We start from the raw sequence: 24,486 nt of genomic DNA, 5'->3' as shown, positions 1-24,486 counted from the left end.
CGTCCGGCAAGTTTGAGTTAACCCTTTCTATCCGCCGGATAGCGGAAAGATAAAAACAAATTAGAGTCTATTTTTTACGTATTAACCCAAAACATTACAAAAGTATGAAATTAAATGCTTTAAAACGTGGTGTGCCGTCCCTATGGCTGCCACATAAATTGCTATTGATTATGAAACTAACCACGCTCATCCTCATCATAGCTCTTGCACAGGTAAGTGCAAAAGGATTTGGACAGAGAATAACGCTGAACGAAAAAAACACATCAGTTAAAAAGGTTTTACATGTTATTGAACAACAAAGTGGCTACACTTTTTTTTATGACAGCAAGGATTTGCCAAATATACAAATCACGGTTCAGCTAAAGGACGCTTCAGTAGAAGATGCAGTGAAGGCAAGTTTAAAGGACCTACCTCTAACTTATAAATTCGTTAAAAATAATATTGTCATAACCAGGAAGGAGATTTTGCAAGATAATCAACCGAAAACGAGTGTTTTAATAAAAATAGATGTTTCCGGAAAGATTGTAGATTCATTGGGCAGGCCATTGAGCGGCGCAACAGTTACCAATAAAACCGCTAATACCCATACGGGAGCCAACGCCAATGGCGAATTTGCAATAACGGCGAATGAGGGGGATAAAATAGAGATTGCATTTATCGGATATCAGTCTTATGTATTCACTGCAAAGGCTAAAGAACCATTTGTTGCCATCACCCTGCACGAAGTTTTGGGTAAGCTTAGTGAAGTAGTGGTGGTTGGTTATGGTACTCAGAAGAAGTCTGATGTAACCGGTTCCCTATCCAGCCTGTCATCCAAAGATTTTAAGGATCAGCCTGTTACCCGTATTGACCAGGCCTTACAGGGCAGGGTTGCAGGTGTGCAGGTGGTTAGCAATTCCGGCGCGCCCGGTGGTGATGTTAAAATCAGGGTGCGGGGATCCAATTCTATACTTGGGGATAACAATCCGCTTTACGTTATTGACGGTTTTATAGGGGGCGATTTTAATAACCTGAATCCTGATGACATTGCTAACATTGAAGTTTTGAAAGATGCGTCGAGCACAGCAGTATACGGTAGCAGGGGAGCAAACGGCGTTGTTTTGATAACCACCAAAAAAGGAAATTCGCAAAAACAGGAGATCACCCTTACGCCTGTTTTTTATTCATCAAAGGTTATCAAGAAAATGGATTTGATGAACGCGGCTGACTTTGCTACAACGGTAAATGCCCGCAATGCAGCCCTTGGCATATCACCTTTTTTTACCCAGGCACAAATAAACAATTTTAAAACTACCGGCGGAACTAATTGGCAGGATTTGGTTTTCAGAAATGCTCCCGGCCAGGAATATAAGTTAGGCTATTCTGGCGGCAATGCAAAAACACAATTCTTTATTTCGGGCGATTATCTTAATCAGGATGGTATTGTTATTAATTCAAACTTTAAGCGGTATGCCCTCAGATCTAACATTAATACACAGTTTTCGGATAAACTAACTACACGGCTCAATATCTCGGCCATACGAAGAGAAACACTGAATACAGGAAATCAGGGTACCGGTGGCTCTGTTAACCAGGCCTTGGCATGGGCACCCACTACGCCGGTAAGGACGGCTGCCGGAACATATACTATCGTAGATCCGCTGGGTTCCATTCGTAGTAACCCCGTTGCTTTGGCAACTGATGCTGAAAATATTGTCGACAACTCCAATATAACCCTAAATGGAGGTGCAAATTACCACTTCTTTAAGGACCTTTCGTTGGACGTAAGCTTTGGTGTAGATTATCAGAATATTCAAGGCAAAAACTATTCCGGGCCAACTATTACCAATAATATTCCGAACGCCAGCCGCACATCTACAGAATTGTTCAATTTGCAAAACACCAATACTTTAAACTATTCGCACCTGTTCAACAATGTGCACAGCTTAAATGTAACCGCGGTGTTTGAGCAGCAGAAATATACATCAACAGGGTTTAGCGCAAATGCAAATAGCCTTACATTTGCTAACCTGGGCTATGATAATCTTGCCTTATCCACTACACAGTCGGCCGGTTCTGCTTATTCTGGGTCAGCATTAATTTCTTATTTGGGCCGGGTAAATTATGCCTATAAAGACAAATATTTGCTGACCGTTTCAGTCAGGAGGGATGGGTCTTCAAAGTTTCAGCCCTCCAACCAGGAAAGCACCTTCCCATCAGTTGCCTTAGGCTGGAAACTTTCTGAAGAACCATTCATTAAAAAACTTAACCTTTTTGATACATTCAAAATCAGGGGCAGCTGGGGCTTAACCGGAAGCCAGGCTATTAATCCATATGCCACGCTTTCAACTTACCTTAGTGATGCTTTTTCGGCAGCTAACAGTTTTAACAATACATCGGTTTCTTCAGGGATCGTATTGGGTAATGCAGCCAACCCTTTCCTGAAATGGGAAACAACGCAGGCCGAAGATCTGGGTTTAGATCTGTCACTATTTAACAGCAGGTTAAATTTTACAGCTGATGCCTATGTTAAGAATACAAGGGACCTGCTTTTATCCCTTCCGTTGCCGGCTTATGCAGGTGGGGGAAACATTATTAGTAATGTTGGGAAAATGAAAAACAGCGGGCTTGAGTTTAACATTGGTGGTACGCCTGTGCAATCAGGCAAGTTTACCTGGTCCAGCTCATTTAACATAACGTTTCAAAAAAATCTGGTTAAAAGCTTAGGTACATTAGCCAGTGTGTTTTCAGACAAAAACGTTCCTAACGCGGGGGCGGGCCTGTCTACCCAGCCCGAATTTATAATTAAACCTGGTTATGCACTTGGGTCATATTGGGGACTGAAATATTTGGGAACGTGGAAACCCAATGAAACAGCTGAAGCTGCAAAATACGGCAATAAGCCAGGCGATTCGCACTACCAGGATTTAAATGGGGACAACGCGATAAACGGCAGTGATTTTCAGATTATAGGGAACGGTACGCCTAAACAATCGCTGGGTTGGAATAATACCTTTACTTATGGCGATTTCTCGGTAAACGTATTTGTTCAGTCGTTATTGGGCTTTAGTAAGCTGGATTACTCTTATGCCAGTTCTATAACCGCTAATGCAGATGCCAAGCAAGCTACTAATGTAGGGGTTTTGAACAGGTACCAGCCCGGTATCAATGAAAGCTCGGATATACCAGCGTTCAGTTCTACCAATAAAGATTATTTTGAATCGAGCCGTTTTCTTGAAAACGGAAATTTTGTGAGGCTGAAGAACTTAAATATTTCTTATCATCTGCCAAAAGGCACCATCAAAAATGTTGATCTCAAACTGTTTATAGGTGCAACTAACCTTTTTACCATAACCAGGTACAAAGGATTTGATCCGGAGTCAACTAACGCGGGCTCGGGCTCAGATGTTACCCAAAGCATTGATTTTGGCTCTTATCCTAATTCGAAGACATTTAACGTAGGTGCGGTATTGAAGTTTTAAACTTATTGAAAAGATAAATTATGAAAAAGATTTTAATTATATTAATGATCCTATCGGTGGTGGGCTGTAAAAAAGCGCTGAATGAAGACCCCAGAGGCCAGGTAGTAGGAGCACAGGCATTAGGTACCGTAGCCGGTTTAAATGCAGCATTGGTAGGCGCTTATAAACCATTATCAACCACCTGGATAAACGGGTTTACTACGGCAGCAGTTGTTGCCGTGTTAATGGGATCTGATGACCTGACTACTCACCCGGCCAGCAACAAGGCCGACCTGAGAGAATTTGATCAATACCATGTTTCCAACCTTAACGGCAGGATGCTCAATATTTGGAACGGATGTTACAAATCAATACAAGGCTCCAATAACATTATCAACAATTATAAATCAACCGCAGGCGACGCTGCCGCTATCAATCAAATTCTGGGCGAAGCCTATTATCTTCGCGCGCTTGATTATTATTGGCTTGTTAGGTTATGGGGAAAAATTCCGCTGATCACTTCAGAAGTTTATAGCCCGGAGGTTTTAAAGGTCGGAACATCTGCTCCAGCCGAAGTATATAAACTGGTTGAAAGCGATCTTCTGAATGCAGAAAAACTGATGCAAAATAAAAAACTGGATGCTGGCAGGGCTTCCAAAGGCGCGGCATCAGCGTTGCTTGCAGATGTTTACCTTACAGAAGGCGGCTGGCCCATCAATGATAATTCAAAATATGCATTGGCTGCCGCTAAAGCCAAAGAAGTAATTGACAATAAAGCTGCCTACGGTTTCGATCTGGTAGGCGATATAAACACATTATGGCAGAACACCCGGTTAGGAACAACAACATCAGAAGAGGTTTTTGCCATTCATAATTGCGGTACCTGTAACTGGTTTAATTCAAATGCACTTTATGGTTCTTCTGCAATGCCTGGCGAAGAAAACGGCTGGGATGATTTTTTTGCAGAAATCAAATTTTTTGTTGATTTCCCTGCCGGGCCAAGAAAGAATGCCACTTTCCATACGGTTATTAAAAAATCTGATGGTACAACTATACCTTGGCAGAACGATGCGGTAAAACACCCTTATTATGAAAAGTTCAGGGCTCCTGTTGAGGGCAGTACCGACGGCTCAAGTGCTACCGTTCAAATGATGCGGTATGCACATGTTTTATTGATATATGCCGAAGCACAGGCCAGGAGCGGCGCTGTTAATGATCAGGCTTACGCAAGTGTTAACGCCATACGTGCCCGTGCTGGTTTAACTCCTTTGATTGGCTTATCAAGTACAGATTTTGTAAAAGCGGTAATCAGTGAAAGGGCTTGGGAATTTGCAGGCGAATATACCAGGTGGTTTGATATAACCCGTTTGCAGCTATTAACCCAGGTTATTGCTAACAGAGATCCGTCAGAAAACGCTCCGATCGGAACGCCGCAGTACTATTTACCTATCCCATCCGGTGATCTGCAGTTAAATCCGAACTTAGGAAATTAATAATCCGTCAACCTCTAAAATTCCTAACCGACTCCAATTGTTGTGTTAGAATGCAGGAAAGTAAAAAGTTTAGAATGATTTTGATGGAATCGCCGTACTGGCGATTCCATCTTTTGTCCTGCACAACATCAATGAGCTTTAGTTTTTAAATCATTTTCTTTAAAATAAAAGAATGGCAAGAATATTTATGTCAATCATGTTGCTAATACTAATGTTGTTTTCTGCCGTGCGCGGGGAGGCACAGACACCTGTATTGACGCGGCCTACTTCCCGGCAACTTGAGTTTCAGGATCTTGAACTTGGAGTTTTTATTCATTACAGTATTGACACCTATGCCGCTCGCGATGCACCGCAGGGCAGTACGCCGGCATCGGCATTTAACCCAACTGCGCTGAACCCGGAGCAATGGGTGCTGGCCGCTAAAGCAATGGGTGCAACCTATATGGTGCTTACAGCCAGGCATGAGCAGGGCTTTTGTTTGTGGCCTACAAAAACTACAGATTACAGTATTGCGTCGAGTCCTTACAAAAATGGCAAAGGCGATATTGTAAGGGAATTTGTAAATGCATGCCGAAAACACGGTTTAAAAGCAGGTTTGTACACCGCTCCGTGGATAGATTCACATTGGGAAGCCGGCCAACCCGGGTATAAAGCCGGAGAAACAGGAAGGATAGATAAATTTGATGATCCGGAGCTGTATAAAAAGGCCTTGCAGAAAGAGAAAGAGCAGATCCGTGAATTGATGACTAACTATGGCCCTCTTGCTTTTATCTGGGACGATCATTTTGGCCGTTCGGATGCAATCGATTCTGTACCTCATGGCGGTAAATTAAGAGCGTTTTATGCAGCGCTGACCAAATATGCGCATGGGCTTCAACCTAAATGCCTTTTTTTAGGGCCGGACATAGAACATGTTGGTAATGAGAATGGTAAAGCTGGTTACCCGCTTTGGAACGCGCTGAACACTGTTGATGGTACCAGATATTCGGTTAGTAAAACCTACAGATGGGATCATATCAATATTGGTGACCCATCAGGTAAATTCTATCGTCCACAAATTGCCCCAACTACCGTTAGCTTTAGTACTGGTGGCTGGATGTGGGATGGGCCGCGTAAAACTCAGTCGCTCGCGAGGCGTATGCAGGCTTACTATGAAACCATCGGACGTGGATCTGGCTTGATCGTGAACCTGACTCCTGATCGACGCGGGTTGATTCCTGACGACCTTGTTGCGGCGGCTAAGGAAACGGGTAATGAAATTAAGCATAGGTTCAGCAATCCAATTGCTACATCTCATTCAAAATCGCCTGTGCAAACCCTGAAATTTAATGGATTAAAAACATTTGACCATGTGGTTACTATGGAAGATCTGCATGATGGACAAAAAATTTCGAAATATACTATTGAAGCACAAGTTGACGGTAAGTGGAAAACTATTATAGCAGGGCAGACTATAGGCCACAAGCGGATAGATCAGTTTGCTAAAGTTTCGGCCACGGCCTTGCGTTTTACGGTTACCAGTTCTATTGCTCAACCGGCAATAATGCGTAGTATTGCTGTTTTTAATGCAGGCACTTTTTAAGCCCTTTACCAGCTTATTTACAACATTCTTAATATAACCTAAGAAAGATGAAATACATTACACTTATCACGTTATTATTAATAAGCAAAAGTTTAACCTTTGCAAACACGGTCAAATCATTGCCAGATACACTTGTGCATGGCAGCGTATTACTTGATGCCGATGGCCAACCCATCAACGCCCATGGCCCTGGTGTAATGTATCATCAAGGTGTTTATTACCTTTTTGGTGAAATAAAAAATGGGAAAACCTGGCTTGTTCCGGGCCAGAACTGGGAAGATTACCGGGTTCCGGCTGGAGGGATATCCTGCTATTCATCTACCGATCTGAAGCATTGGAAATATAGGCGTATAGCCTTGAAACCAGTAGTTAATGATCCAGGCAATGACCTGGATACCGGCAGGGTGATTGAAAGACCCAAAGTGATTTATAATGAACACACAAAGAAATTTGTGATGTGGATGCACATAGACAAGAACGACTATAATTATTCACGGGGCGGTGTTGCAATAAGCGATAACCCGGAGGGGCCATACCAATACCTGGGCAGTATAAAACCGAATGACCAAATGTTACGGGACATGACTTTGTATAAAGACGATGACGGTAAAGCCTACCTGATCTACTCATCCGAAGATAACAACACGATGCATGTTTGCCTGCTAAGCGATGATTATTTAAAGCCAACAACAACATATGTAAGAATATTTGAGAATAAAAAACGGGAAAGCCCGGCTATTTTTAAAAATAATGGGAAATACTACTTGATTACTTCGGGTTGTTCGGGCTGGTCGCCAAATGCGGCATCTTATGCAGTTGCTGATAATATTATGGGGCCATGGATAGAACAAGGCAATCCATGTAAAGGACTAAATGCAGAAGTGACCTTTTTTTCGCAGGGAGCATTCGTATTGCCTATTGTCGGTCAACCGGGGAAGTTCATTTTTATGGGAGATGTATGGAATAAGACTGATTTGGAAAAATCTGCCTATCTGTGGTTGCCTTTAAACGTAAATGATGGTAAGGTAGAGATTTATAATCCATAACTAAACTATGAAATTAAGAAAATTGGGAATTAATATCACGGCGCTACTATTAGTGATCTCGGGTTTTTCATCTGCGGTTTTCGCACAGGAAATGGGGGTGGATGAACGAAAATCAATGGAAAAGGCGAACTATGCGGGCCTGAAGGGCGCTGGCCAGGGCGTATCGGGACCGGGCCTGAATCTGTCGCCTGAAAAAATGCAATGGTGGGAAGATCAAAAGTTTGGAATGATGATCCATTGGGGATTATATGCTATCCCGGCTACCGGAGAGTGGACGATGTTCAATCAAAAAATACCGGCCAGTGAATACGCAAAACTTGCCGATCAGTTTAACCCCGAACATTTTAGCGTTGATGCATGGGTGAATACGGCTAAAAATGCCGGTATGAGATACATGGTTATGGTATCCCGTCATCATGATGGTTTTGCAATGTGGAACAGCCCCGCAAGTTATAAGCACTTTAACAGCTGGGAAACTGCGGCCCATCGGGATTTCGTAAAGGAATATACAACTGCTTGCCGGAAGGCAGGATTGAAGGTTGGTATTTATTATTCGCCGCTTGACTGGCGTTTTCCCGGCTATTTCGATCCTAAAGGCCTCCCGGAAAATGCTGCTCTCTTGAAAAATCAAACTTATGGCCAGGTGGAAGAGCTGATGAAGAACTATGGAAAGATTGATATTTTGTGGTATGACGGGGGCTGGCTGGCACACAAAGGCAGCGATGCTGACGCTGCCTGGTTTTGGGAGCCATTGAAGCTAAATACCATGGTTCGAGGTTATCAGCCTGATATTGTGATCAATCCACGGTCAGGTATGGTAGGTGATTTTCAAACAAATGAAGGTAATGCCCCGGTTAAAGGACCGATTATCCCTATTCCCTGGGAGAAGTGTTTAAACATAAACAGCTCGAGTTGGGGTTATTCTAAAGTACAAAAAATGATTTCCCTGAAAGACATCGTGCAGATGTTGGTCAATACCGTTGACCGGGGCGGTAATATGTTATTAAATGTCGGCCCAGACCCGAATGGCGTGATTCCCCCTGCACATGTGGCCAGATTAAAGGAGGTTGGCTCATGGCTCAAAAAAAACGGGGCCAGTATATATGGTACCCGTCCGGGCCCGTTCCAGCCTGTTGATGATTTTTATGGAGTTACCCACAAAGGAAACAAGATCTATATACACCTTCTAAAAATGCAGAACGGGACATCAGCGATAACATTGCCGGCGACTGACAAGGTGGTCATTTCCGGCAGGATCTTAGGCGGCGCGCCAATAAAAGTTCTGCAAGATCGGTCGGGTGTAAAATTGACCCTCGATCCGGGCCGGTTGGACCCCATAGTTACCACTCTGGAGCTTGTTGTGAATTGATGAGGACTCAATAAAAAAGCATCCGCTCAGGGGATGCTTTTGCCTAATTAACTATTGACTGACCTAAGACGGTTTATGAATACCATTATCTAAAAAAGAGTCTAAATCTGTCAGACAATAACCAAACAAATCCTCTTTATCACGTGTCATTGTGTCGGGAGGAACCAATATTTTAAAGTATTTACCCGGTACCTCATATGAATCTCCAGAAAAATCAATCGTCAATTCAAAAGGGTTGTCTGTTTCATTGATTATTCGAGTCCAAAATATACCTTTAAAATATTCCTCGCCATCAGGGTCAGTGTATTTTGTTCTACCTTTTGGGAAGCTGTTTTGTATTATTAGACGCTTACCCATAGAATCAGTATACTCATACTTAGTGTGATATTTTTCATTAGATCCGGTGGAAGTGACTATGTCTTTGGGTGCGGACTTGATATTATCTTTTTTTACTTCTGTTTGGTTTTGTCCACAGGAAGCGCAAAAAATAAGCATCAGGAACAAAGTATAGACGGCAAGATATTTTATCATTTTTTTACTTCAAAAAACCTAAAAGTTTTTGTGGAGTTTGGAATTTTTCAACATCCCCTATTTGGTATGGCATAAATCACGTTGCCTGAGACAGATAAATTGAAGCCATAATTTTCTATAGCAGGAAGTAACAGTTTTTTCCATGTTTTGCCCATGTCAGATGACCGGAATATACCATCTGAGCGGCCACATATTAAATATTTACCCATTTGTTTAATTGATAAAATATCCGATGAAGATTTAAGTAAACCTATTTTTTTCATTAATAAACTATTCCAGGAAGGCTGAAGTTCTTCGCCTATAGCATTCCAGGTTTTTCCACTATCCAGTGAAATGTGTATGCTGTTTGTTTGCGTTATTGTGTTGTTTACTATAGCAGCAAATCCTCCATCTATACGTTCCACAGCGATGCCAAGCCCCCCTTCACTAATCACATGATCCCAGTTTTCACCATCATCGGTCGATCTTAATATTCCATCTTTGCTGGTAGTCAGGAGTACACCGTTTGACTCTACCAATTTCATTCTACCGTCTCCAACATGTACTTGTTTCCAGGTTTTTCCACTGTTAGTGGATCTAAAAAGGCTGTTGCTGGAGCCAATGAAAACTGTGCCTCCGGCAGTTTCAAAAATGGTGCGTACTTCTCTCTCTTTATAATTCTTGTACATCCAATCTATCGTTCTGTCTATGCGTACGGCTTGCTCTTGAAAATTCGTGTACATGGGCGACCAATTATTCGTTCCGTTTATTTTTTGTAAAAATTGACCCCTTAAATCATATGCAAGTATCCCATTCTTGCCAGGGGCAATGTTACGTTGTGTACCAGGGAAAATTTCTTTTGTCCAAAAAGGAGTTGTGGAATTTGGTTCACTGTGATAAACCCCATTTCCAGCACGTAAATATAGCCCACGGTCATTTGCAAATAAACCATCTCTCCACACACCTTCTCTCTGCAATTTTTCAGGCAGTCCTTCGCTAATGTCCTGCCATGTTTGTCCGCCATCAGCAGATTTAAAAATGATGTTGACAATCGCCGATGATTTGCCTTCTTTTATTGGTTTCTTTTTTGCTTCCTTTTCTTTTAGCACAAAAGAATTTAGTAGAAATAATACCAGGAAGATAGCCGGAACAAATACAAATAATCTTTTCATTTTTTTAAATTTTAAGTAAAACATATGTTTCATAATCTATTTTATGATCCTATCAGAATTGATGCAGCAAAATTACTTTGATATATTTCAGCGTAGAGAGCTTTAATTGTAAATAAAAATGTAAACTTTGTAAAATAAAATCTTGACACTATGTTAGATAGCAGAATTCTCATGTCCGGGAAACGCAAGTACCTGTTCGGAGTGATAATACTCTCGTTTATCTCTGTAATCTGCGCGGCTTTCAGTATGACCGGCAGTGACGATTTTGATATCGCCAGAAGAGAAGTTTTGCTCCGCAGGATAGGGCATGAACTGCTCTTACAGTCGGGCGACCGTACATCAAGAGTTCTTCCGGTAAAAAAGATCGCCGAAAACGAATACCAGATCGGGTTTGAGAATGAGCTCACTTTTCAACCGGACTCCCTGGTAAATACTACCGGGCGTTTGTTAGCCAAAGACCCGTTAACACGTGATTATGTTGTTAACGTTCTGAACTGCGGCAACTTCACTGTAGCTTATGGATTCGCTATATCCAAAAATAAAAAAGATGATATTGTATCATGCAGAGGAAGGGTGCAACCAAGAGCATGTTACATGATCAACATTAAATTTAAACCGACGGGGATAACTGCAGCAAAGAATGGATATCTTCTGGGCAGCCTGCCATTTTTAGCATTTGTTGGTTTTGTTTTTTTTAGATCGGTTAAACCGCGAAGAGCTTTACCTGACAGTCAGTATACTGACATGTTAACTTTAGGCGCGGTGTTGTTTGATGCGAAGAATCGGAAGCTGGTAATAAACGGAAAAGCCATAGACCTGACCGGAACTGAAACACGTCTGCTGCTTATTTTCGCATTGTCTCCTAACGAGACTATAGAGAGAAGCCGGTTGCAAAAAGAGATCTGGGAAGATGAAGGTGTTATTGTAGGGCGTAGTCTTGACATGTTCATCTCAAAACTCAGAAAAAAACTGGAACTTGATCCGAATATCAGCATTGTTGTTATACGCAGCAAGGGATATAAGCTTGAAGTTAGCTCTTAAGAAGAATTCCTCACTCTAACTGAGCCGCTGTCCGTAGATTGTGTCTGCGGACTATTATGCCGGTAGTCTATGACTACAGTACCTCAACCGCCAAAATTCGAAATAAGCGGGTATGTCATGGCTGGAGACACAGTCTACATGCATATTATCCTGTAGTTGGAAACTAAGGACAGCGGGGAGAAAAAGTAACTTTCTTCAAAGAAAATTGTGTATTTTTATTTATGACTAAAATAGCTTTTTCTAAAGATGAATTAGTATATCAAATGAAGTCGCAACTTTCATCTATTGAGCAATTTTGTAAAATATATGATGAAGATAAATACTACATCTCGCAAGATATTGCTGTCAAAATAAGGGTAATATTTCATCAAACAGAACAATCAAAGAGCCTTATTAATCTTTTAAAGCTAAATCATTTGCCTATTATTTGTACGTCCATCAAATATGACTCCAAAAACCTACTAAAATCTCATTTGGGATTAGTATCTATGGAACATGGGGTTGATATGGGTTGGAGATACTCTCCGACTCTTTCTCTGGTAAACTCTAAAATGGTTAATCAAAACAATTGGTGGAATAATCAAAAGGTTATAGTTGACTCAAACGGAATTTCATACTTCAGATCAAAAATCATAAAAGACATTGCCAACAAAGACGGAGGTGCTCATGTGGATGATTCAATTGGGAAAGATATGTATGATTTAACCAGATCAACAGCGTCAGGCTGGGCAATGCAAAATCATGACGGTACAGCAATACCTATGAATCCGGTACCCCCATCGATAAGACAGATGGCATACGAATTATTAGAAACTTTCCGGAATATTAATATCGGTTACGAAAGCAAACTTAGATAGGATAAACATTTTCATTGCTGATATACTCATCCAACCCAAGCGCCCCCGCTTATGATCAGCCTATGGTAGACATTATCACTGCACCATCAAAAACAAAAAGCCCAATACGGAAACGTCGAACTCTGCCTATAAGTCCGTGATTTAAAATGTATTGTGAAGTAGTATTTTGGCTGCTCAGTAAACCGTTCAATGGCCTGGAGAAACCAGGCGGCACTGAACAAAGGCAAATTGATAAAAGAAACTGCCCGAAATGGCAGGGAACTAAAAACGGACAAAGTCAATCTGCTTTTTATACTTACCGGGAGACATACCGGTAATCTTTTTAAATATTTTGGAAAAATAAAATATATTTTCAAAGCCGGTTTGGACAGCAATTTCCGCATAAGTCATCTGGGTGGTAACCATCAGGTATTGAGCCCGCTCAATTCTTTTTTCATGGATATATTTTAAGGGCCTTTCACCTGTATACTGTTGAAACAGGCGGGAGAAATAATCGGCATGCTGATTCGCTTTTTCGGCCAGGTTAGCTACTGAAAGATCCTGGTGCAGATTCAATTGGATATAGCTGATCGCGTTAAGGATTTTAACCGGTATGTGGCCGGCTTCTTTGTGTTTGAATATCTCCGGTGTTAAAAAGCGAGAGACCAATTGCAAAAGTATGCCATGGGTCTCTGTAAAAGTCGCCATGTTTTGCTGGTTATTAAGCTCCTGGTACTCTTTATAAAAGATATTTTTTTCGTATATCCGGGGATTGTCTGAACGGTTTATGCCCCTGCCGGGATTTATTTCCAGTAAACGTGCAAAATTCAAGATGTCAACTTTTGTTGCTTTTACTTTAAAAATAGACCGGCTATAGGCAAACAAGGAGATACCATCGGATGATTCCTCAAAAAACTGGATAAAATACTGGCTTAGTTGAGTTTGGCAGGCAAGGTTGCACAAAGTGAAACTTGGTATCATGTATAAAAATCCGGGCTCGAGGTTCAGTGTTGTTGAAATATCTGAAATTTCACCCGCACCAGCATCAATGTAATAAAGTCTGAAATATGGACTAATCACGTTTTTATAATTCCATTTCGTGCCAAGATTCACATGATCTACATTCAATAGCGTAAACGTATGTTTTAATACTCTTTTAATCATAATGTGCAGCGGGTAAGCCGTTATAAAATTATTGTTTCATCTGCAAGGATGCCTTTCTGTGTATTTCTAATTGCGGCGTCCAGAACAGCTTTCGTGCTTTCGACAGAACAATAATAAACAAAATGTCGGTTTTGTATAAAAAAAAGTCCCATTAGATCAACTATTTAAATATAATTTAAATGAAATTTGATTTATCAATTATAGATGCAAACAATGTGTATTGCTGATCAACCAATTATAGATATACAGTGACTTATAGAATTTTACTTAATCGTCCGGCTATTCATTTGTATAGCAGATCAGTATAGCTATTTATTAATAATCACCAACCCCAATTATGAAAAGAAGAACACTAATAAAAGGCTTGGCCACAGGGATATCTTCCTTATACCTGTCTAAACTTTATGCTAACAATCTGTTGCAAACCCCTTCAAATCCCGGCATTGCCGCCGGGCCGTTTAAGCCAACATGGGATTCATTGGCCGGATACCAGGTTCCGGATTGGTTCCGCGATGCCAAATTTGGCATATGGGCGCATTGGGGGCCGCAATGCCAGGCCGAACGTGGTGACTGGTACGCCCGCGGCATGTACCAGGAAGGCAGCGACCAGTATAAATACCATATTCAAAAATATGGACACCCTTCGAAATTTGGTTTTAAGGATGTAATTAACGATTGGAAGGCTGAGAACTGGAACCCGGAAGAATTGGTGGCTTTATACAAAAAGGCAGGAGCTAAATACTTTATGGCATTGGCCAATCACCATGATAATTTTGACCTTTATGACAGCAAATACCAAAGCTGGAACTCTACCAAGCTTGGCCCCAAAAAAGATCTGATTGGCGGCTGGGCCAAAGCTGCTAAAGAACAGGGCCTGCCTTTTGGCGTCAGCGTACATGCATCGCACCCCTGGACCTGGTTCGAAGTTGCCCAGCGCGCTGATAAAACGGGACCATACGCGGGCATACCTTATGATGGTAAGCTTACCAAAGCGGATGGCGCAGGTAAATGGTGGAATGGCTATGATCCGCAGGAATTGTACGCGCAAAACCATCCCCTGAGTAAAGACAGCCTTGATGACAACAGCATGGGCTCCCATTGGGATTGGGGTAATGGGGCCAGCGTACCTAATAAAGCCTACTGCGATAAATTTTTAAACCGCACTATAGAATTGATTGACAAGTATGGTCCCGAACTGATTTATTTTGACGATACCGCCTTACCCCTTTGGCCGGTAAGCGATGCAGGCTTAAAAATAGCAGCGCATATGTACAATACCAGTGTTAAAAAGCATGGTAAGCTACAAGCGGCACTGTTTGGCAAAGTATTGAATGAGCAGCAGCGTAAATGCATGATATGGGATATAGAACGCGGACAAAGCAACCAGATAGAACCTTTGCCATGGCAAACGGATACCTGTATCGGTAGCTGGCACTATGATCGCCGCATATTTGATAACAAAGGTTATAAAAGTGCCAGAACTGTAGTACATACCCTTGTTGATATTGTCAGTAAAAACGGTAACCTATTACTAAATATTCCTGTAAGGGGAGACGGTACTATTGACAGCGAAGAACGCACAGTAGTTGAAAACATAGGAGCGTGGATGCAGGTTAACGGCGAGGCGATTTACGGCACCCGCCCCTGGAAAGTATTTGGGGAAGGCCCGGCAATAGAATCGGCAGCACCAATCAATGCGCAGGGCTTTAACGAGGGTAAGGGGAAACCCTTCGTGGCCGAAGATATCAGGTTTACTGTAAAAGGCAAAACCCTTTATGCCACAATGCTGGGTTGGCCGGCAGGAAACGAAGCTCTAATTAAAAAGTTAGCAGGTAATGAGGCTGGTAAGGTAAGCAAGGTAAGTTTGCTTGGAAACGGTAATTTGAGTTTTGAGCAAACCACAACAGGCCTCAAAGTGAAATTGCCGGAACAAGCCCCGGGTAAAGATGCGTTTGTTTTAAAAATTGAAGGAGTTATATAATATCCGATCATGACAAAGAATAAAACCCTTTTCCCCTTTATATTGATTACCAGTTTGTTTTTTTTATGGGGTTTTGCTCATAACCTTGATCCCATATTGATTCCACATTTGAAAAAATCATTTACCCTGACAACCGTTCAGGCAACTCTGGTAGACTCGGCTGTGTTTATAGCCTATTTTTTGATGGCTTTGCCGGCAGGGTTTATTATGAAAAAATACGGTTATAAAACAGGTATTATAACGGGCCTGCTTATTTTTGCGTTTGGTTCCTATTTGTTTATACCAGCCGCCAATACACAACAGTACACATTTTTCCTGGTAGCCTTGTTTATCATTGCCTGCGGATTGACCATTTTAGAAACGGCCGCCAATCCGTACGCTTCCTCATTAGGCGATCCCGCAACCTCTACACAAAGGCTTAATTTCGCGCAATCGTTTAACGGGCTTGCTACAACGCTGGCACCTATAATAGGGGGGCGTATTATACTTACCAAAGGTTACACACCTGCACAATTAAGCGTAATGACAGAGCAGGGCCGCAAACTGGCACTTGCCGCCGAAGCCTCTTCCGTGAAAATGCCCTACTTTATACTGGGTAGCGTATTGGTGGTCATTGCCATTCTTTTTGCATTTACACACCTGCCCAAAATTCAACACCATGAAGGTCATAAAGCCAGTAAAAACATTTTTCATGCCCTAAAGCACCGCCATTTAGCCTGGGGCGTTGCCGCGCAATTTTTTTATGTGGGGGCGCAGGTTTGTGTATTCAGTTTGTTTATCCTGTATGCTCCAAAAGCAGCCGGCCTTACAGAAGTAAAAGCGACCTATTACTTAGGTGTATGCGGCGCTGCTTTTTTGATAGGCAGATTTATTGGTACGTTTTTAATGCGGTATTACAGTTCAGGAGTTTTGCTTGCTGCTTACGCGGGCATCAATATCTTACTTTGCGTGGTCGCCATTTTAGGTCATGGCATGGTAACCGTTTATACTGTCATCGGTATTTGCTTTTTTATGTCCATTATGTTCCCAACTATTTTTGCGCTGGGTATAAAAGAATTAAAGGCTGATACAGAATTTGGCAGCAGCCTCATCATTATGTCTATCGTCGGCGGGGCCGTTTTACCAAGGGTGTTTGGTTATATCAGCGATGCAACAGGCAATATCCAATATGGCTATATAGTGCCATTGCTCTGTTTTGTAGTGGTTGCATTTTTTGGTTTTAAAGGCCATCGGGTAAAAGTGAAGGCTGAAGATTTACCGGTTTCAGCTATTCTTTAAAAAATAATTCATTCTTACTATGAAAGAAATCAATTTACCCAAAGTAATTTTCGGGACCAGTGGTTTGGGAAATTTGTATGTTGCCCTTTCCGACGAGGCCAAACGCGCTATTGTTGCCGAAAGCATCAGGTGTTCTCCTAAACCAGCCGTATTTGATTCAGCCGGTAAGTACGGCGCCGGGCTTGCACTGGAATCGTTGGGCAAGTGTTTAACGCAATTGAATGTGAAACCCTCAGAGGTGCTGATCAGCAATAAGCTGGGTTGGCTGCGTACGGAGCTAAAAACAGCCGAACCCACTTTTGAGCCTGGCGTATGGCGGGACCTGAAATACGATGCCGTACAAAAAATAAGTTATGAAGGTATCCTGGAATGCTATGAGCAGGGCAATGAGCTTTTGGGCGATTATCGTGCAGAACTGGTATCCGTACATGACCCGGACGAATACCTTGCCGCGGCAAAAAACGATCTGGAAAAAACACAACGCTACCGGGATATCCTGGACGCTTATCGTGCATTAAATGAATTAAAGGAACAAGGCAAGGTAAAGGCGATTGGTGTAGGATCAAAGGACTGGAGAATCATTAAAAGAATAACTCAGGATGTAAAGCTTGATTGGGTAATGATTGCCAACAGCATGACGGTTCACAGCCACCCGACCGAATTGGTGGAATTTATGCAGGAGCTTGAAAAACAAGGTGTCGCAATTATAAATTCTGCGGTATTTAATGGGGGATTTTTAACCGGATCGGCTTATTATAATTATCAGTTAAAAGATCCTGTAAAAGACAAAGGTTTGTATCAGTGGCGGGAGGTGTTTTACCAGGCCTGCAAAGATTATAATATTAAACCGGTAGATGCATGCGTGGTTTTTGGATTAAAAGCGCCGGGCGTTAAAAGCATTGCGTTAAATACCACTAATGCCGAAAGGGTGGCATTGAATGTTGGGGTGGCTTCTTTAAAAATTCCGGCAACATTCTGGAATGAAATGAAAGAACGGGGATTGATTGATAAGGCATATGCTTCTGCCTATTTATAAAAATTAAATACCACTATGAAAAGATACTGTTTAGCACTCGATTTAAAAGATGATCCACAATTAATAGCTGAATATGAACATTGGCATAAAGCTGAAAATGGCTGGCCCGAAATACGAAAAAGTATCCTGGATGCAGAAATTAAAGATATGCAGATCTATCGCACAGGAAACCGCTTGTTTATGATCATGGAAACCAGTGAACAGTATGTAGCAGAAAAAAAAGCGGCTATGGATGCAGTTAACCTTAAAGTTCAGGAATGGGAACAATTAATGTGGAAATTCCAACAGCCCTTACCCTGGGCAAAAGAAGGGGAGAAGTGGGTAATGATGGAACAGATTTTTCAGCTTGAAAACAGATAATATGCAAATAATAGTTTGCGAAGAGCCTGGAAAAATGGCACTCGGCCATCGGGAAAAACCGGCAATAAAAGAAGGCTATGCCCAGATCAGGATCAGAAGAATAGGTATCTGCGGTACTGATTTGCATGCTTTTGAGGGTACACAGCCTTATTTTAATTACCCCCGCGTACTGGGACATGAGCTTTCGGGTGAGTTAGTTGAGCCTAACGGTGCGCCTGGTTTTAAAAAAGGCGAGATCGTAACATTCATCCCATACTTTAATTGCGGTGTTTGTATTGCCTGCAGATCAGGAAAGCCTAACTGCTGTGTAAAAATTAATGTTTGTGGCGTTCATGTGGACGGAGGAATGGCCGAATACCTGAATATACCAACATATTCGCTGGTTCATGGTGAAGGGTTAAGTTATGATGAACTGGCATTGGTAGAACCATTAGCCATAGGTGCGCATGGGATCAGGCGAGCGGGTGTAAAACCCGGCGAATATGTATTGGTGATAGGAGCCGGGCCAATAGGCCTCGGAATAATGGAGTTTGCCCGCATTGCAGGGGCTAAAGTAATTGCCATGGACCTCAACACAAAAAGGCTTGAATTTTGCAGAGACAGATTAAAGATTGATCATATTATTAACGTATCTACTGAAGATGTACTGGAGCAATTGGCCACAATAACAAAAGGAGATATGCCTACAGTGGTGATTGATGCCACAGGTAGCTTGAAAGCAATTAATAGCGGATTTCAATATATGGCGCATGGAGCCAGGTATGTCCTGGTTGGTTTGCAAAAAGGAGATATTAGTTTGAGTCACCCGGAATTTCACAAGCGCGAGGCCACTTTAATGAGCAGTCGTAACGCTACACGGGAAGATTTTGAGCATGTTATTGCATCCATGAAAAAAGGCTTGGTTCAACCGTCTAATTACATTACCCATCGTGTGCAATTTGACAAGGTTCCAGATGAGTTTGAAAGCTGGCTCGATCCGGCGAACGGCGTAATTAAAGCGATGATAGAGGTATAGGAGGGGCGTTTTTTATCCGCCAACTCATTGAAAAAATTGAGCGTTCAGGTAAGTGAGGATAGCAATATTTCAAACTCTCCTCGATGCCCTTCAAGGTCGTTCATTTAATGTAGCTTTGATAAGCCAATAATTATAAATGTTTATTATGAGACATCTCATTTTTTTGCTTGCGCTGCTGCTTGCCGCTCAATTGATGCAAGCCCAACCCTCTCCGGTTAAAGTGAAAGAGGGGTTGGTACAAGGAATTCCTGAAAGCGGCCTTACCGTTTATAAAGGCATTCCTTTTGCAATGCCTCCGGTAGGCGAACTGCGCTGGCGTGCGCCGCAGCCCGCCGCAAAATGGGATGGCATTCGCCATGCCGATAAATTTGCCCCGGAACCTATGCAACAGGGTGGCAATCCCGTTTCAGGAAAAAGTGAAGATTGCCTGTATCTGAACATTTGGACACCCGCTAAATCGCCGGCGGACAAAATACCGGTGCTGGTATGGATATACGGCGGTGCTTTTAACTTTGGGGGAACTGCTGAACCATCTTATAACGGGGAGAAGCTGGCAAAAAAAGGTGTAGTATTGGTAAGCATCGCCTACCGGGTAGGACAGCTTGGATTTTTAGCGCATCCCGAACTTAGCGCCGAGAATCCCAATCATGTTTCGGGAAACTATGGTTTGCTGGACATGATCGCCGGCCTTAAATGGATCAGGGAAAACATCGCCGCATTTGGCGGTGATCCAAATAAAGTTACAATTTTTGGTGAATCGGCAGGCGGTATTGCTGTAAGTATGTTATGTGCAAGCCCTTTGGCTAAAGGCCTTTTCCATGGCGCAATCTCCCAAAGCGGCGGTTCATTTGGGCCTACACGTGCTACAACTTATCCGGGTGAAAATATGAAAAGCTTGCCTTACGCGGAAGGCGCAGGTTTAGCATACGTTAAAGATGCCGGGTTTACTTCAATTGCTGATTTGCGAAAGATAGATGCCGATAAACTGCCCGCGGTACGTGGATTAGCCTGGCCCATTGTAGACGGCTGGGTAATACCAGGCGACCAATACAAACGCTATGAAGAGGGAAAATATAACGAAATACCTGTACTGATAGGTTATAACTCCGATGAAGGTGCCAGTTTCTCGCCTCCAAAAACGCCGGAAGAATATGTAGCTGCGGTAAAAGACCGCTATGGTAAGTTTGCTGACGAACTTATTAAAGCTTATCCTGCCGGCGCGGTTAACGTTGCAAAAACAGCCCGTGATCTGATGCGGGATGCCGCGTTTGGTTGGCATACCTGGAGTTGGGCACGGCTACAGTCAAAGGGTAAATCAAAAGTTTTTTATTATTATTTTGATCAGCACCCCGATTATCCGGAAAGTTCGCCCCATGCCGGATTTGGCTCGCCCCATGGGCAGGAAGTGGCTTATGTATTTGGTACGCTCGATGCCTCAAGTCCCCAAACTACTAAAACAGATTTGGCCATTTCGGACGCGATGGGCACGTACTGGACAAACTTTGCCAAGTATGGCGACCCGAATGGCGGCGGAACGCCAGCATGGCCCGCTTTCAACGATGCGTATCCGGTAGTGATGTACTTTTCGCAAACCGCGCATACCGGCCCCGTGCCAGGTGCCGCGTCGCTAAAGGTGTTAGATAGTTATTTTAAGTGGCGGCGTTCGCCCGAGGGTCAGGCTGAGGCCAAATAACACTTGTATTATAAACAAATGTAATGTATTAACTATAGCTTAACTTATACATCAACTGTATCCATACCAAACGAAATTTATATTAAACAACTTTATAACAGCTGCTGTAAAAAAGCAGGGACCTTTAGATGAGAAAATTAATAATTATAATTATATTAGGGATCTTAATCCCTTCGGCAGCGTTAAAAGCACAGGAAATCAGCCGGTTTTTCCCGGAAAAAGATTTGGTAACAACGGGTATCTATTATTATCCCGAACATTGGAGTGAAGCCCAATGGGAAAGGGACATAAAAAAGATATCAGACATGGGTTTTGAGTTTGTGCACCTGGCCGAATTTGCCTGGTTTAAAATGGAGCCCGAAGAAGGACGGTTTGATTTTGCCTGGCTTGACAGGGTAGTGGGCCTTTGCACAAAGTACCACCTTAAAGTGTTGTTGTGTACGCCTTCTGCAACCACACCAACGTGGATGCGGATAAACTACCCGGAGACGTTTGTTATGGATGGCCACTATATCCGTGCGGAAAATGGCACGCGGGGCCTGGAATCGATGGTCAACCCGAAGTTCCGTGGCTTTGTAAAAAGAATAGTAACCGAAATGGCGAAACGATACGGGCAAAACAAAAATGTGATGGGCTGGCAAATAGATAATGAACCGGGTGCTGTTTCCGACTACAGCCTCTCATCGCAGGAAGCATTCAGAACGTGGCTGAAAAATAAATACAAAACCATTGATGCATTAAATATTGCCTGGGGTGCCGCATTCTGGAGCCAGTGGTTTAATAGTTTTGATCAGGTTATCATCCCTAATACTAACCTCGTAGGTTGGTGGGGTAATAATCCCCATGCCTTACTGGATTTTAAAAGATATTCGGCAGATGCCCAGGCTGAGTTCCTTGATTTTCAGGCAGAAGTTTTACGCAGTTACGTTTCAAAGGCGCAATTTGTTACCACCAACTATACTGCCGTTTGCACGGGTTCAGATCCTAACCGTACCACAAAACTGGATTTTGCGGCATATACGGCTTATCCAAACGGCGGTACTGATAATATTGGCGAATCAGGTTTCCGTTTAGGCAACAGCGATGTCGTTCTTTTTGCTTCAGAATATTACAAATCTGTGGGCGGTGTCTCAGGGGTTTTGGAGATTCAACCAGGCCCCGTTAATTGGGGGAGCTACAACCCCCTGCTTTTACCAGGTACCGTTCGGCTATGGTTGTACCACAGCTTTGCGGCGGGAGGAAAGATCGCCTGTTCGTACCGCTTTCGTCAAATTTTATATGGTGCAGAACAATATCATGCCGCTGTAATACAAACGGATGGCGTAACACCTTCGCAGGGCGGTAAAGATTATATGCAGTTTATGAAAGAAATAACAGAACTGAGGAGGGAATTTACGCCAGGCACGAAGATGCCGGCCAAGCTGACTGCACGGTCAACAGCGCTTCTGTGGAATGTGGAAAATTACTGGAGCATTGACAGACAAAGACAGACAGGGCAATGGAATACATGGGATTATCCGGTAAAATTCCTTAAAACTGCAAGGTCATTGGGTGCACCTGTTGATGTAATTCAGGAAACGGCAGATTTGTCGAAGTATAAATGTGTAATCGTTCCCGCTTATGAAATGATTGATTCTGCATTGGTAAAAAAATGGAATGACTATGTAGTCAAAGGCGGCCATCTGGTTATTACCTGCCGTACGGGTACCAAAGATCGCAGAGGGCATTTTTGGGAAGGGGAGACCGCCTTGCCAATTTCAAACCTGATTGGTGCCCATGTAAACCAAACCGATATGCTTTCATCATATGGTAAAGGAGATATACTGATGAATTCGAATCATTATCCATGGCATAGTTGGGCGGATTTGCTCGTGCCCAAAGATACTTCCGGTGTGCTGGCCACATATAATAACCAGTTCTATAAAGGAAAAGCTGCTGTAGTAAAACACCGGATTGGCAAAGGCGACGTAACCTATATCGGTGTTGATAGCGATGATTCTAAATTAGAAAAGGATTTGTTGAGGCAGATTTATAAAGATGCCGGTGCTACAACGGAGGATTATCCTCCCGGTGTATTTGTTTATTGGCGCGATGGCTTTTATACGGCATTAAATTATTCATCAGAAAATTACACCGTTAATCTGCCTGGTAATGCAAAAGTTTTAATTGGGGAAAAAACACTAAAACCATCGGGCGTGCTCGTATGGACAGAATGATTTTAATAAGAATTAACAAAACAGATGAAAAAAATAATTTGGGTATTGGTGCTTTCGCAATTCGCTTTTTTGGCAAACGTAAATGGCCAAAGAGCGATTAACGTAGATTTAAACAAGACATCGGGTAAGCTTAATGCCATGTTTAACACCTGTGTGGGTGCAGGCCGGGCCAATGAAGGGCTACGTGCCGACTGGCAGCAACAACTGGAATACGTAAGAAAACAATGTGGTTTCCGGTATATCCGCATGCATGGCTTACTCACTGATGATATGGCTGTTTATACCGAAGACTCCAAAGGGAACCCCCAGTACAATTATATGTATGTAGATGCCCTGTTTGATTTTCTGCACAAAATTGGGATGAAGCCGTTTGTAGAACTTGGCTTTATGCCTAACGCCCTGGCAAGCGGGAGCCAGACAATTTTTTGGTGGCGCGGCAATGTTACTCCGCCAAAAGATTATAACAAATGGCAGGCGCTCATTAGCAACCTTGTTCAGCATTTTACAGAACGTTATGGTGCTGAGGAAGTAAAGTCCTGGTATTTTGAAGTATGGAATGAACCTAACTTATCTCCCGGATTTTGGACAGGTACGCAAGACGATTATTTTAAATTGTACGATTATTCCGCCAAAGCAATTAAAAGCGTAAACCCCGGATACAAAGTAGGCGGGCCCGCTACTGCAGGCGCGGCCTGGATTCCCGAGATGATAAGCCATTGCAGCAAAAATAACATTCCAATAGATTTTGTAAGCACCCATTCATATGGGGTAAACCAAGGCTTTCTGGATGAGTATGGCAACTCGGGTACGGTATTAAGTAAAGATTCGCTGGCAGTTAGCGGCGACGTATTGAAATCCCGTAAACAAATTTCTCAATCACCTAAGCCAGGCCTGGAACTGCATTACACGGAATGGAGCTCGTCCTACACACCGGCAGACCCTGTGCACGACAGTTATCAGGAAGCAGCCTATATTTTGGAAAAAATAAAACAAGTTGGCAATGCCGCCAACTCCATGTCATACTGGGTTTTTACCGATGTTTTTGAAGAACCTGGTCCGCGGTTTACACCTTTTCATGGAGGTTTTGGTTTACTCAACATTCAAGGCATAAACAAGCCTGCTTTTTATTCTTATAAGTTTATGAATAAGCTTGGAGGAACCGAATTAGCCAATACAGACACACGTTCATGGGTTTGTAAAAATGATAAAGGGGATATCCAGGCATTATTGTGGGATTATACCTACACTTTACCG

General features: G+C 42.6%; 18 protein-coding genes. 15 read left to right on the top strand and 3 right to left on the bottom strand.

Going from position 1 to position 24,486, the window contains the following annotated elements; all coding sequences use genetic code 11:
- Window positions 1-104: 104 nt before the first annotated feature.
- From AC1DQW_RS01970 to AC1DQW_RS01950, 5 genes are all read left to right on the top strand, one after another.
- Window positions 105-3,461, top strand: coding sequence for a TonB-dependent receptor (locus AC1DQW_RS01970; RefSeq protein ID WP_477452591.1), 3,357 nt, complete (start codon window positions 105-107; stop codon window positions 3,459-3,461).
- Between the two features lie 20 nt (window positions 3,462-3,481).
- Complete coding sequence (locus tag AC1DQW_RS01965) at window positions 3,482-4,933, top strand: RagB/SusD family nutrient uptake outer membrane protein (protein WP_477452590.1); 1,452 nt, start codon at window positions 3,482-3,484, stop codon at window positions 4,931-4,933.
- A gap of 172 nt (window positions 4,934-5,105) precedes the next feature.
- Window positions 5,106-6,515, top strand: coding sequence for an alpha-L-fucosidase (locus AC1DQW_RS01960; protein ID WP_477452589.1), 1,410 nt, complete (start codon window positions 5,106-5,108; stop codon window positions 6,513-6,515).
- A 47-nt stretch (window positions 6,516-6,562) separates the two neighbouring features.
- Complete coding sequence (locus tag AC1DQW_RS01955) at window positions 6,563-7,561, top strand: glycoside hydrolase family 43 protein (RefSeq protein WP_477452588.1); 999 nt, start codon at window positions 6,563-6,565, stop codon at window positions 7,559-7,561.
- Window positions 7,562-7,568: 7 nt separating this feature from the next.
- On the top strand, window positions 7,569-8,930 hold the full coding sequence (locus AC1DQW_RS01950) for an alpha-L-fucosidase (protein ID WP_477452587.1): 1,362 nt from the start codon (window positions 7,569-7,571) through the stop codon (window positions 8,928-8,930).
- Between the two features lie 63 nt (window positions 8,931-8,993).
- Here AC1DQW_RS01950 and AC1DQW_RS01945 read toward each other — a convergent pair whose 3' ends face one another.
- The gene (locus tag AC1DQW_RS01945) at window positions 8,994-9,461 is read right to left on the bottom strand and encodes a hypothetical protein (protein WP_477452586.1); all 468 of its coding nucleotides are present in this window, start codon (window positions 9,459-9,461) and stop codon (window positions 8,994-8,996) included.
- 47 nt (window positions 9,462-9,508) lie between these two features.
- Entirely contained in the window at window positions 9,509-10,612 is a 1,104-nt protein-coding gene (locus AC1DQW_RS01940) for a WD40/YVTN/BNR-like repeat-containing protein (RefSeq protein ID WP_477452585.1), read from the bottom strand.
- Window positions 10,613-10,762: 150 nt separating this feature from the next.
- Here AC1DQW_RS01940 and AC1DQW_RS01935 point away from each other — a divergent pair, with 150 nt between their 5' ends.
- Window positions 10,763-11,653 (top strand): winged helix-turn-helix domain-containing protein, encoded by an 891-nt coding sequence (locus AC1DQW_RS01935; RefSeq protein WP_477452584.1) that lies wholly within the window; start codon window positions 10,763-10,765, stop codon window positions 11,651-11,653.
- 221 nt (window positions 11,654-11,874) lie between these two features.
- Window positions 11,875-12,510, top strand: coding sequence for a hypothetical protein (locus AC1DQW_RS01930; RefSeq protein ID WP_477452583.1), 636 nt, complete (start codon window positions 11,875-11,877; stop codon window positions 12,508-12,510).
- 261 nt (window positions 12,511-12,771) lie between these two features.
- On the opposite strand, the gene AC1DQW_RS01925 is transcribed toward AC1DQW_RS01930, so the two are convergent.
- Window positions 12,772-13,653, bottom strand: coding sequence for a helix-turn-helix domain-containing protein (locus tag AC1DQW_RS01925; RefSeq protein WP_477452582.1), 882 nt, complete (start codon window positions 13,651-13,653; stop codon window positions 12,772-12,774).
- A gap of 337 nt (window positions 13,654-13,990) precedes the next feature.
- Here AC1DQW_RS01925 and AC1DQW_RS01920 point away from each other — a divergent pair, with 337 nt between their 5' ends.
- From AC1DQW_RS01920 to AC1DQW_RS01885, 8 genes are all read left to right on the top strand, one after another.
- The gene (locus AC1DQW_RS01920; protein WP_477452581.1) at window positions 13,991-15,634 is read left to right on the top strand and encodes an alpha-L-fucosidase; all 1,644 of its coding nucleotides are present in this window, start codon (window positions 13,991-13,993) and stop codon (window positions 15,632-15,634) included.
- A 9-nt stretch (window positions 15,635-15,643) separates the two neighbouring features.
- Window positions 15,644-16,912 carry an L-fucose:H+ symporter permease gene (gene fucP, locus AC1DQW_RS01915; RefSeq protein ID WP_477452580.1) on the top strand — a complete coding sequence of 423 codons (1,269 nt, stop codon included), beginning with the start codon at window positions 15,644-15,646 and terminating at the stop codon, window positions 16,910-16,912.
- A gap of 19 nt (window positions 16,913-16,931) precedes the next feature.
- Complete coding sequence (locus tag AC1DQW_RS01910; protein ID WP_477452579.1) at window positions 16,932-17,948, top strand: aldo/keto reductase; 1,017 nt, start codon at window positions 16,932-16,934, stop codon at window positions 17,946-17,948.
- Window positions 17,949-17,963: 15 nt separating this feature from the next.
- Window positions 17,964-18,308: an L-rhamnose mutarotase gene (locus AC1DQW_RS01905; protein WP_477452578.1), complete on the top strand. Its 345-nt coding sequence runs from the start codon at window positions 17,964-17,966 to the stop codon at window positions 18,306-18,308.
- Window position 18,309: 1 nt separating this feature from the next.
- Entirely contained in the window at window positions 18,310-19,323 is a 1,014-nt protein-coding gene (locus AC1DQW_RS01900) for a zinc-binding alcohol dehydrogenase family protein (RefSeq protein ID WP_477452577.1), read from the top strand.
- 145 nt (window positions 19,324-19,468) lie between these two features.
- A complete protein-coding gene (locus tag AC1DQW_RS01895) occupies window positions 19,469-21,016 on the top strand; it encodes a carboxylesterase/lipase family protein (RefSeq protein ID WP_477452576.1) in 1,548 nt (515 codons plus the stop codon).
- 128 nt (window positions 21,017-21,144) lie between these two features.
- Window positions 21,145-23,232, top strand: coding sequence for a beta-galactosidase (locus AC1DQW_RS01890; RefSeq protein ID WP_477452575.1), 2,088 nt, complete (start codon window positions 21,145-21,147; stop codon window positions 23,230-23,232).
- Window positions 23,233-23,256: 24 nt separating this feature from the next.
- A partial coding sequence (locus tag AC1DQW_RS01885; RefSeq protein WP_477452574.1) for a GH39 family glycosyl hydrolase occupies window positions 23,257-24,486 on the top strand: 1,230 nt, incomplete at its 3' end.

It is taken from the genome of Mucilaginibacter sp. P5_A4, from assembly GCF_056400605.1.
Note: the sequence above shows the minus strand (reverse complement) of the source record. Positions and strands in the feature narration are given on the sequence as shown.

Coding starts and splice junctions, on each gene's coding strand:
- AC1DQW_RS01960 (WP_477452589.1), top strand. CDS start 5,106: ATGGCAAGAATATTTATGTCAATCATGTTGCTAATACTAATGTTGTTT.
- AC1DQW_RS01965 (WP_477452590.1), top strand. CDS start 3,482: ATGAAAAAGATTTTAATTATATTAATGATCCTATCGGTGGTGGGCTGT.
- fucP (WP_477452580.1), top strand. CDS start 15,644: ATGACAAAGAATAAAACCCTTTTCCCCTTTATATTGATTACCAGTTTG.
- AC1DQW_RS01970 (WP_477452591.1), top strand. CDS start 105: ATGAAATTAAATGCTTTAAAACGTGGTGTGCCGTCCCTATGGCTGCCA.
- AC1DQW_RS01910 (WP_477452579.1), top strand. CDS start 16,932: ATGAAAGAAATCAATTTACCCAAAGTAATTTTCGGGACCAGTGGTTTG.
- AC1DQW_RS01895 (WP_477452576.1), top strand. CDS start 19,469: ATGAGACATCTCATTTTTTTGCTTGCGCTGCTGCTTGCCGCTCAATTG.
- AC1DQW_RS01930 (WP_477452583.1), top strand. CDS start 11,875: ATGACTAAAATAGCTTTTTCTAAAGATGAATTAGTATATCAAATGAAG.
- AC1DQW_RS01945 (WP_477452586.1), bottom strand. CDS start 9,461: ATGATAAAATATCTTGCCGTCTATACTTTGTTCCTGATGCTTATTTTT.
- AC1DQW_RS01955 (WP_477452588.1), top strand. CDS start 6,563: ATGAAATACATTACACTTATCACGTTATTATTAATAAGCAAAAGTTTA.
- AC1DQW_RS01905 (WP_477452578.1), top strand. CDS start 17,964: ATGAAAAGATACTGTTTAGCACTCGATTTAAAAGATGATCCACAATTA.
- AC1DQW_RS01935 (WP_477452584.1), top strand. CDS start 10,763: ATGTTAGATAGCAGAATTCTCATGTCCGGGAAACGCAAGTACCTGTTC.
- AC1DQW_RS01920 (WP_477452581.1), top strand. CDS start 13,991: ATGAAAAGAAGAACACTAATAAAAGGCTTGGCCACAGGGATATCTTCC.
- AC1DQW_RS01890 (WP_477452575.1), top strand. CDS start 21,145: ATGAGAAAATTAATAATTATAATTATATTAGGGATCTTAATCCCTTCG.
- AC1DQW_RS01940 (WP_477452585.1), bottom strand. CDS start 10,612: ATGAAAAGATTATTTGTATTTGTTCCGGCTATCTTCCTGGTATTATTT.
- AC1DQW_RS01925 (WP_477452582.1), bottom strand. CDS start 13,653: ATGATTAAAAGAGTATTAAAACATACGTTTACGCTATTGAATGTAGAT.
- AC1DQW_RS01900 (WP_477452577.1), top strand. CDS start 18,310: ATGCAAATAATAGTTTGCGAAGAGCCTGGAAAAATGGCACTCGGCCAT.
- AC1DQW_RS01950 (WP_477452587.1), top strand. CDS start 7,569: ATGAAATTAAGAAAATTGGGAATTAATATCACGGCGCTACTATTAGTG.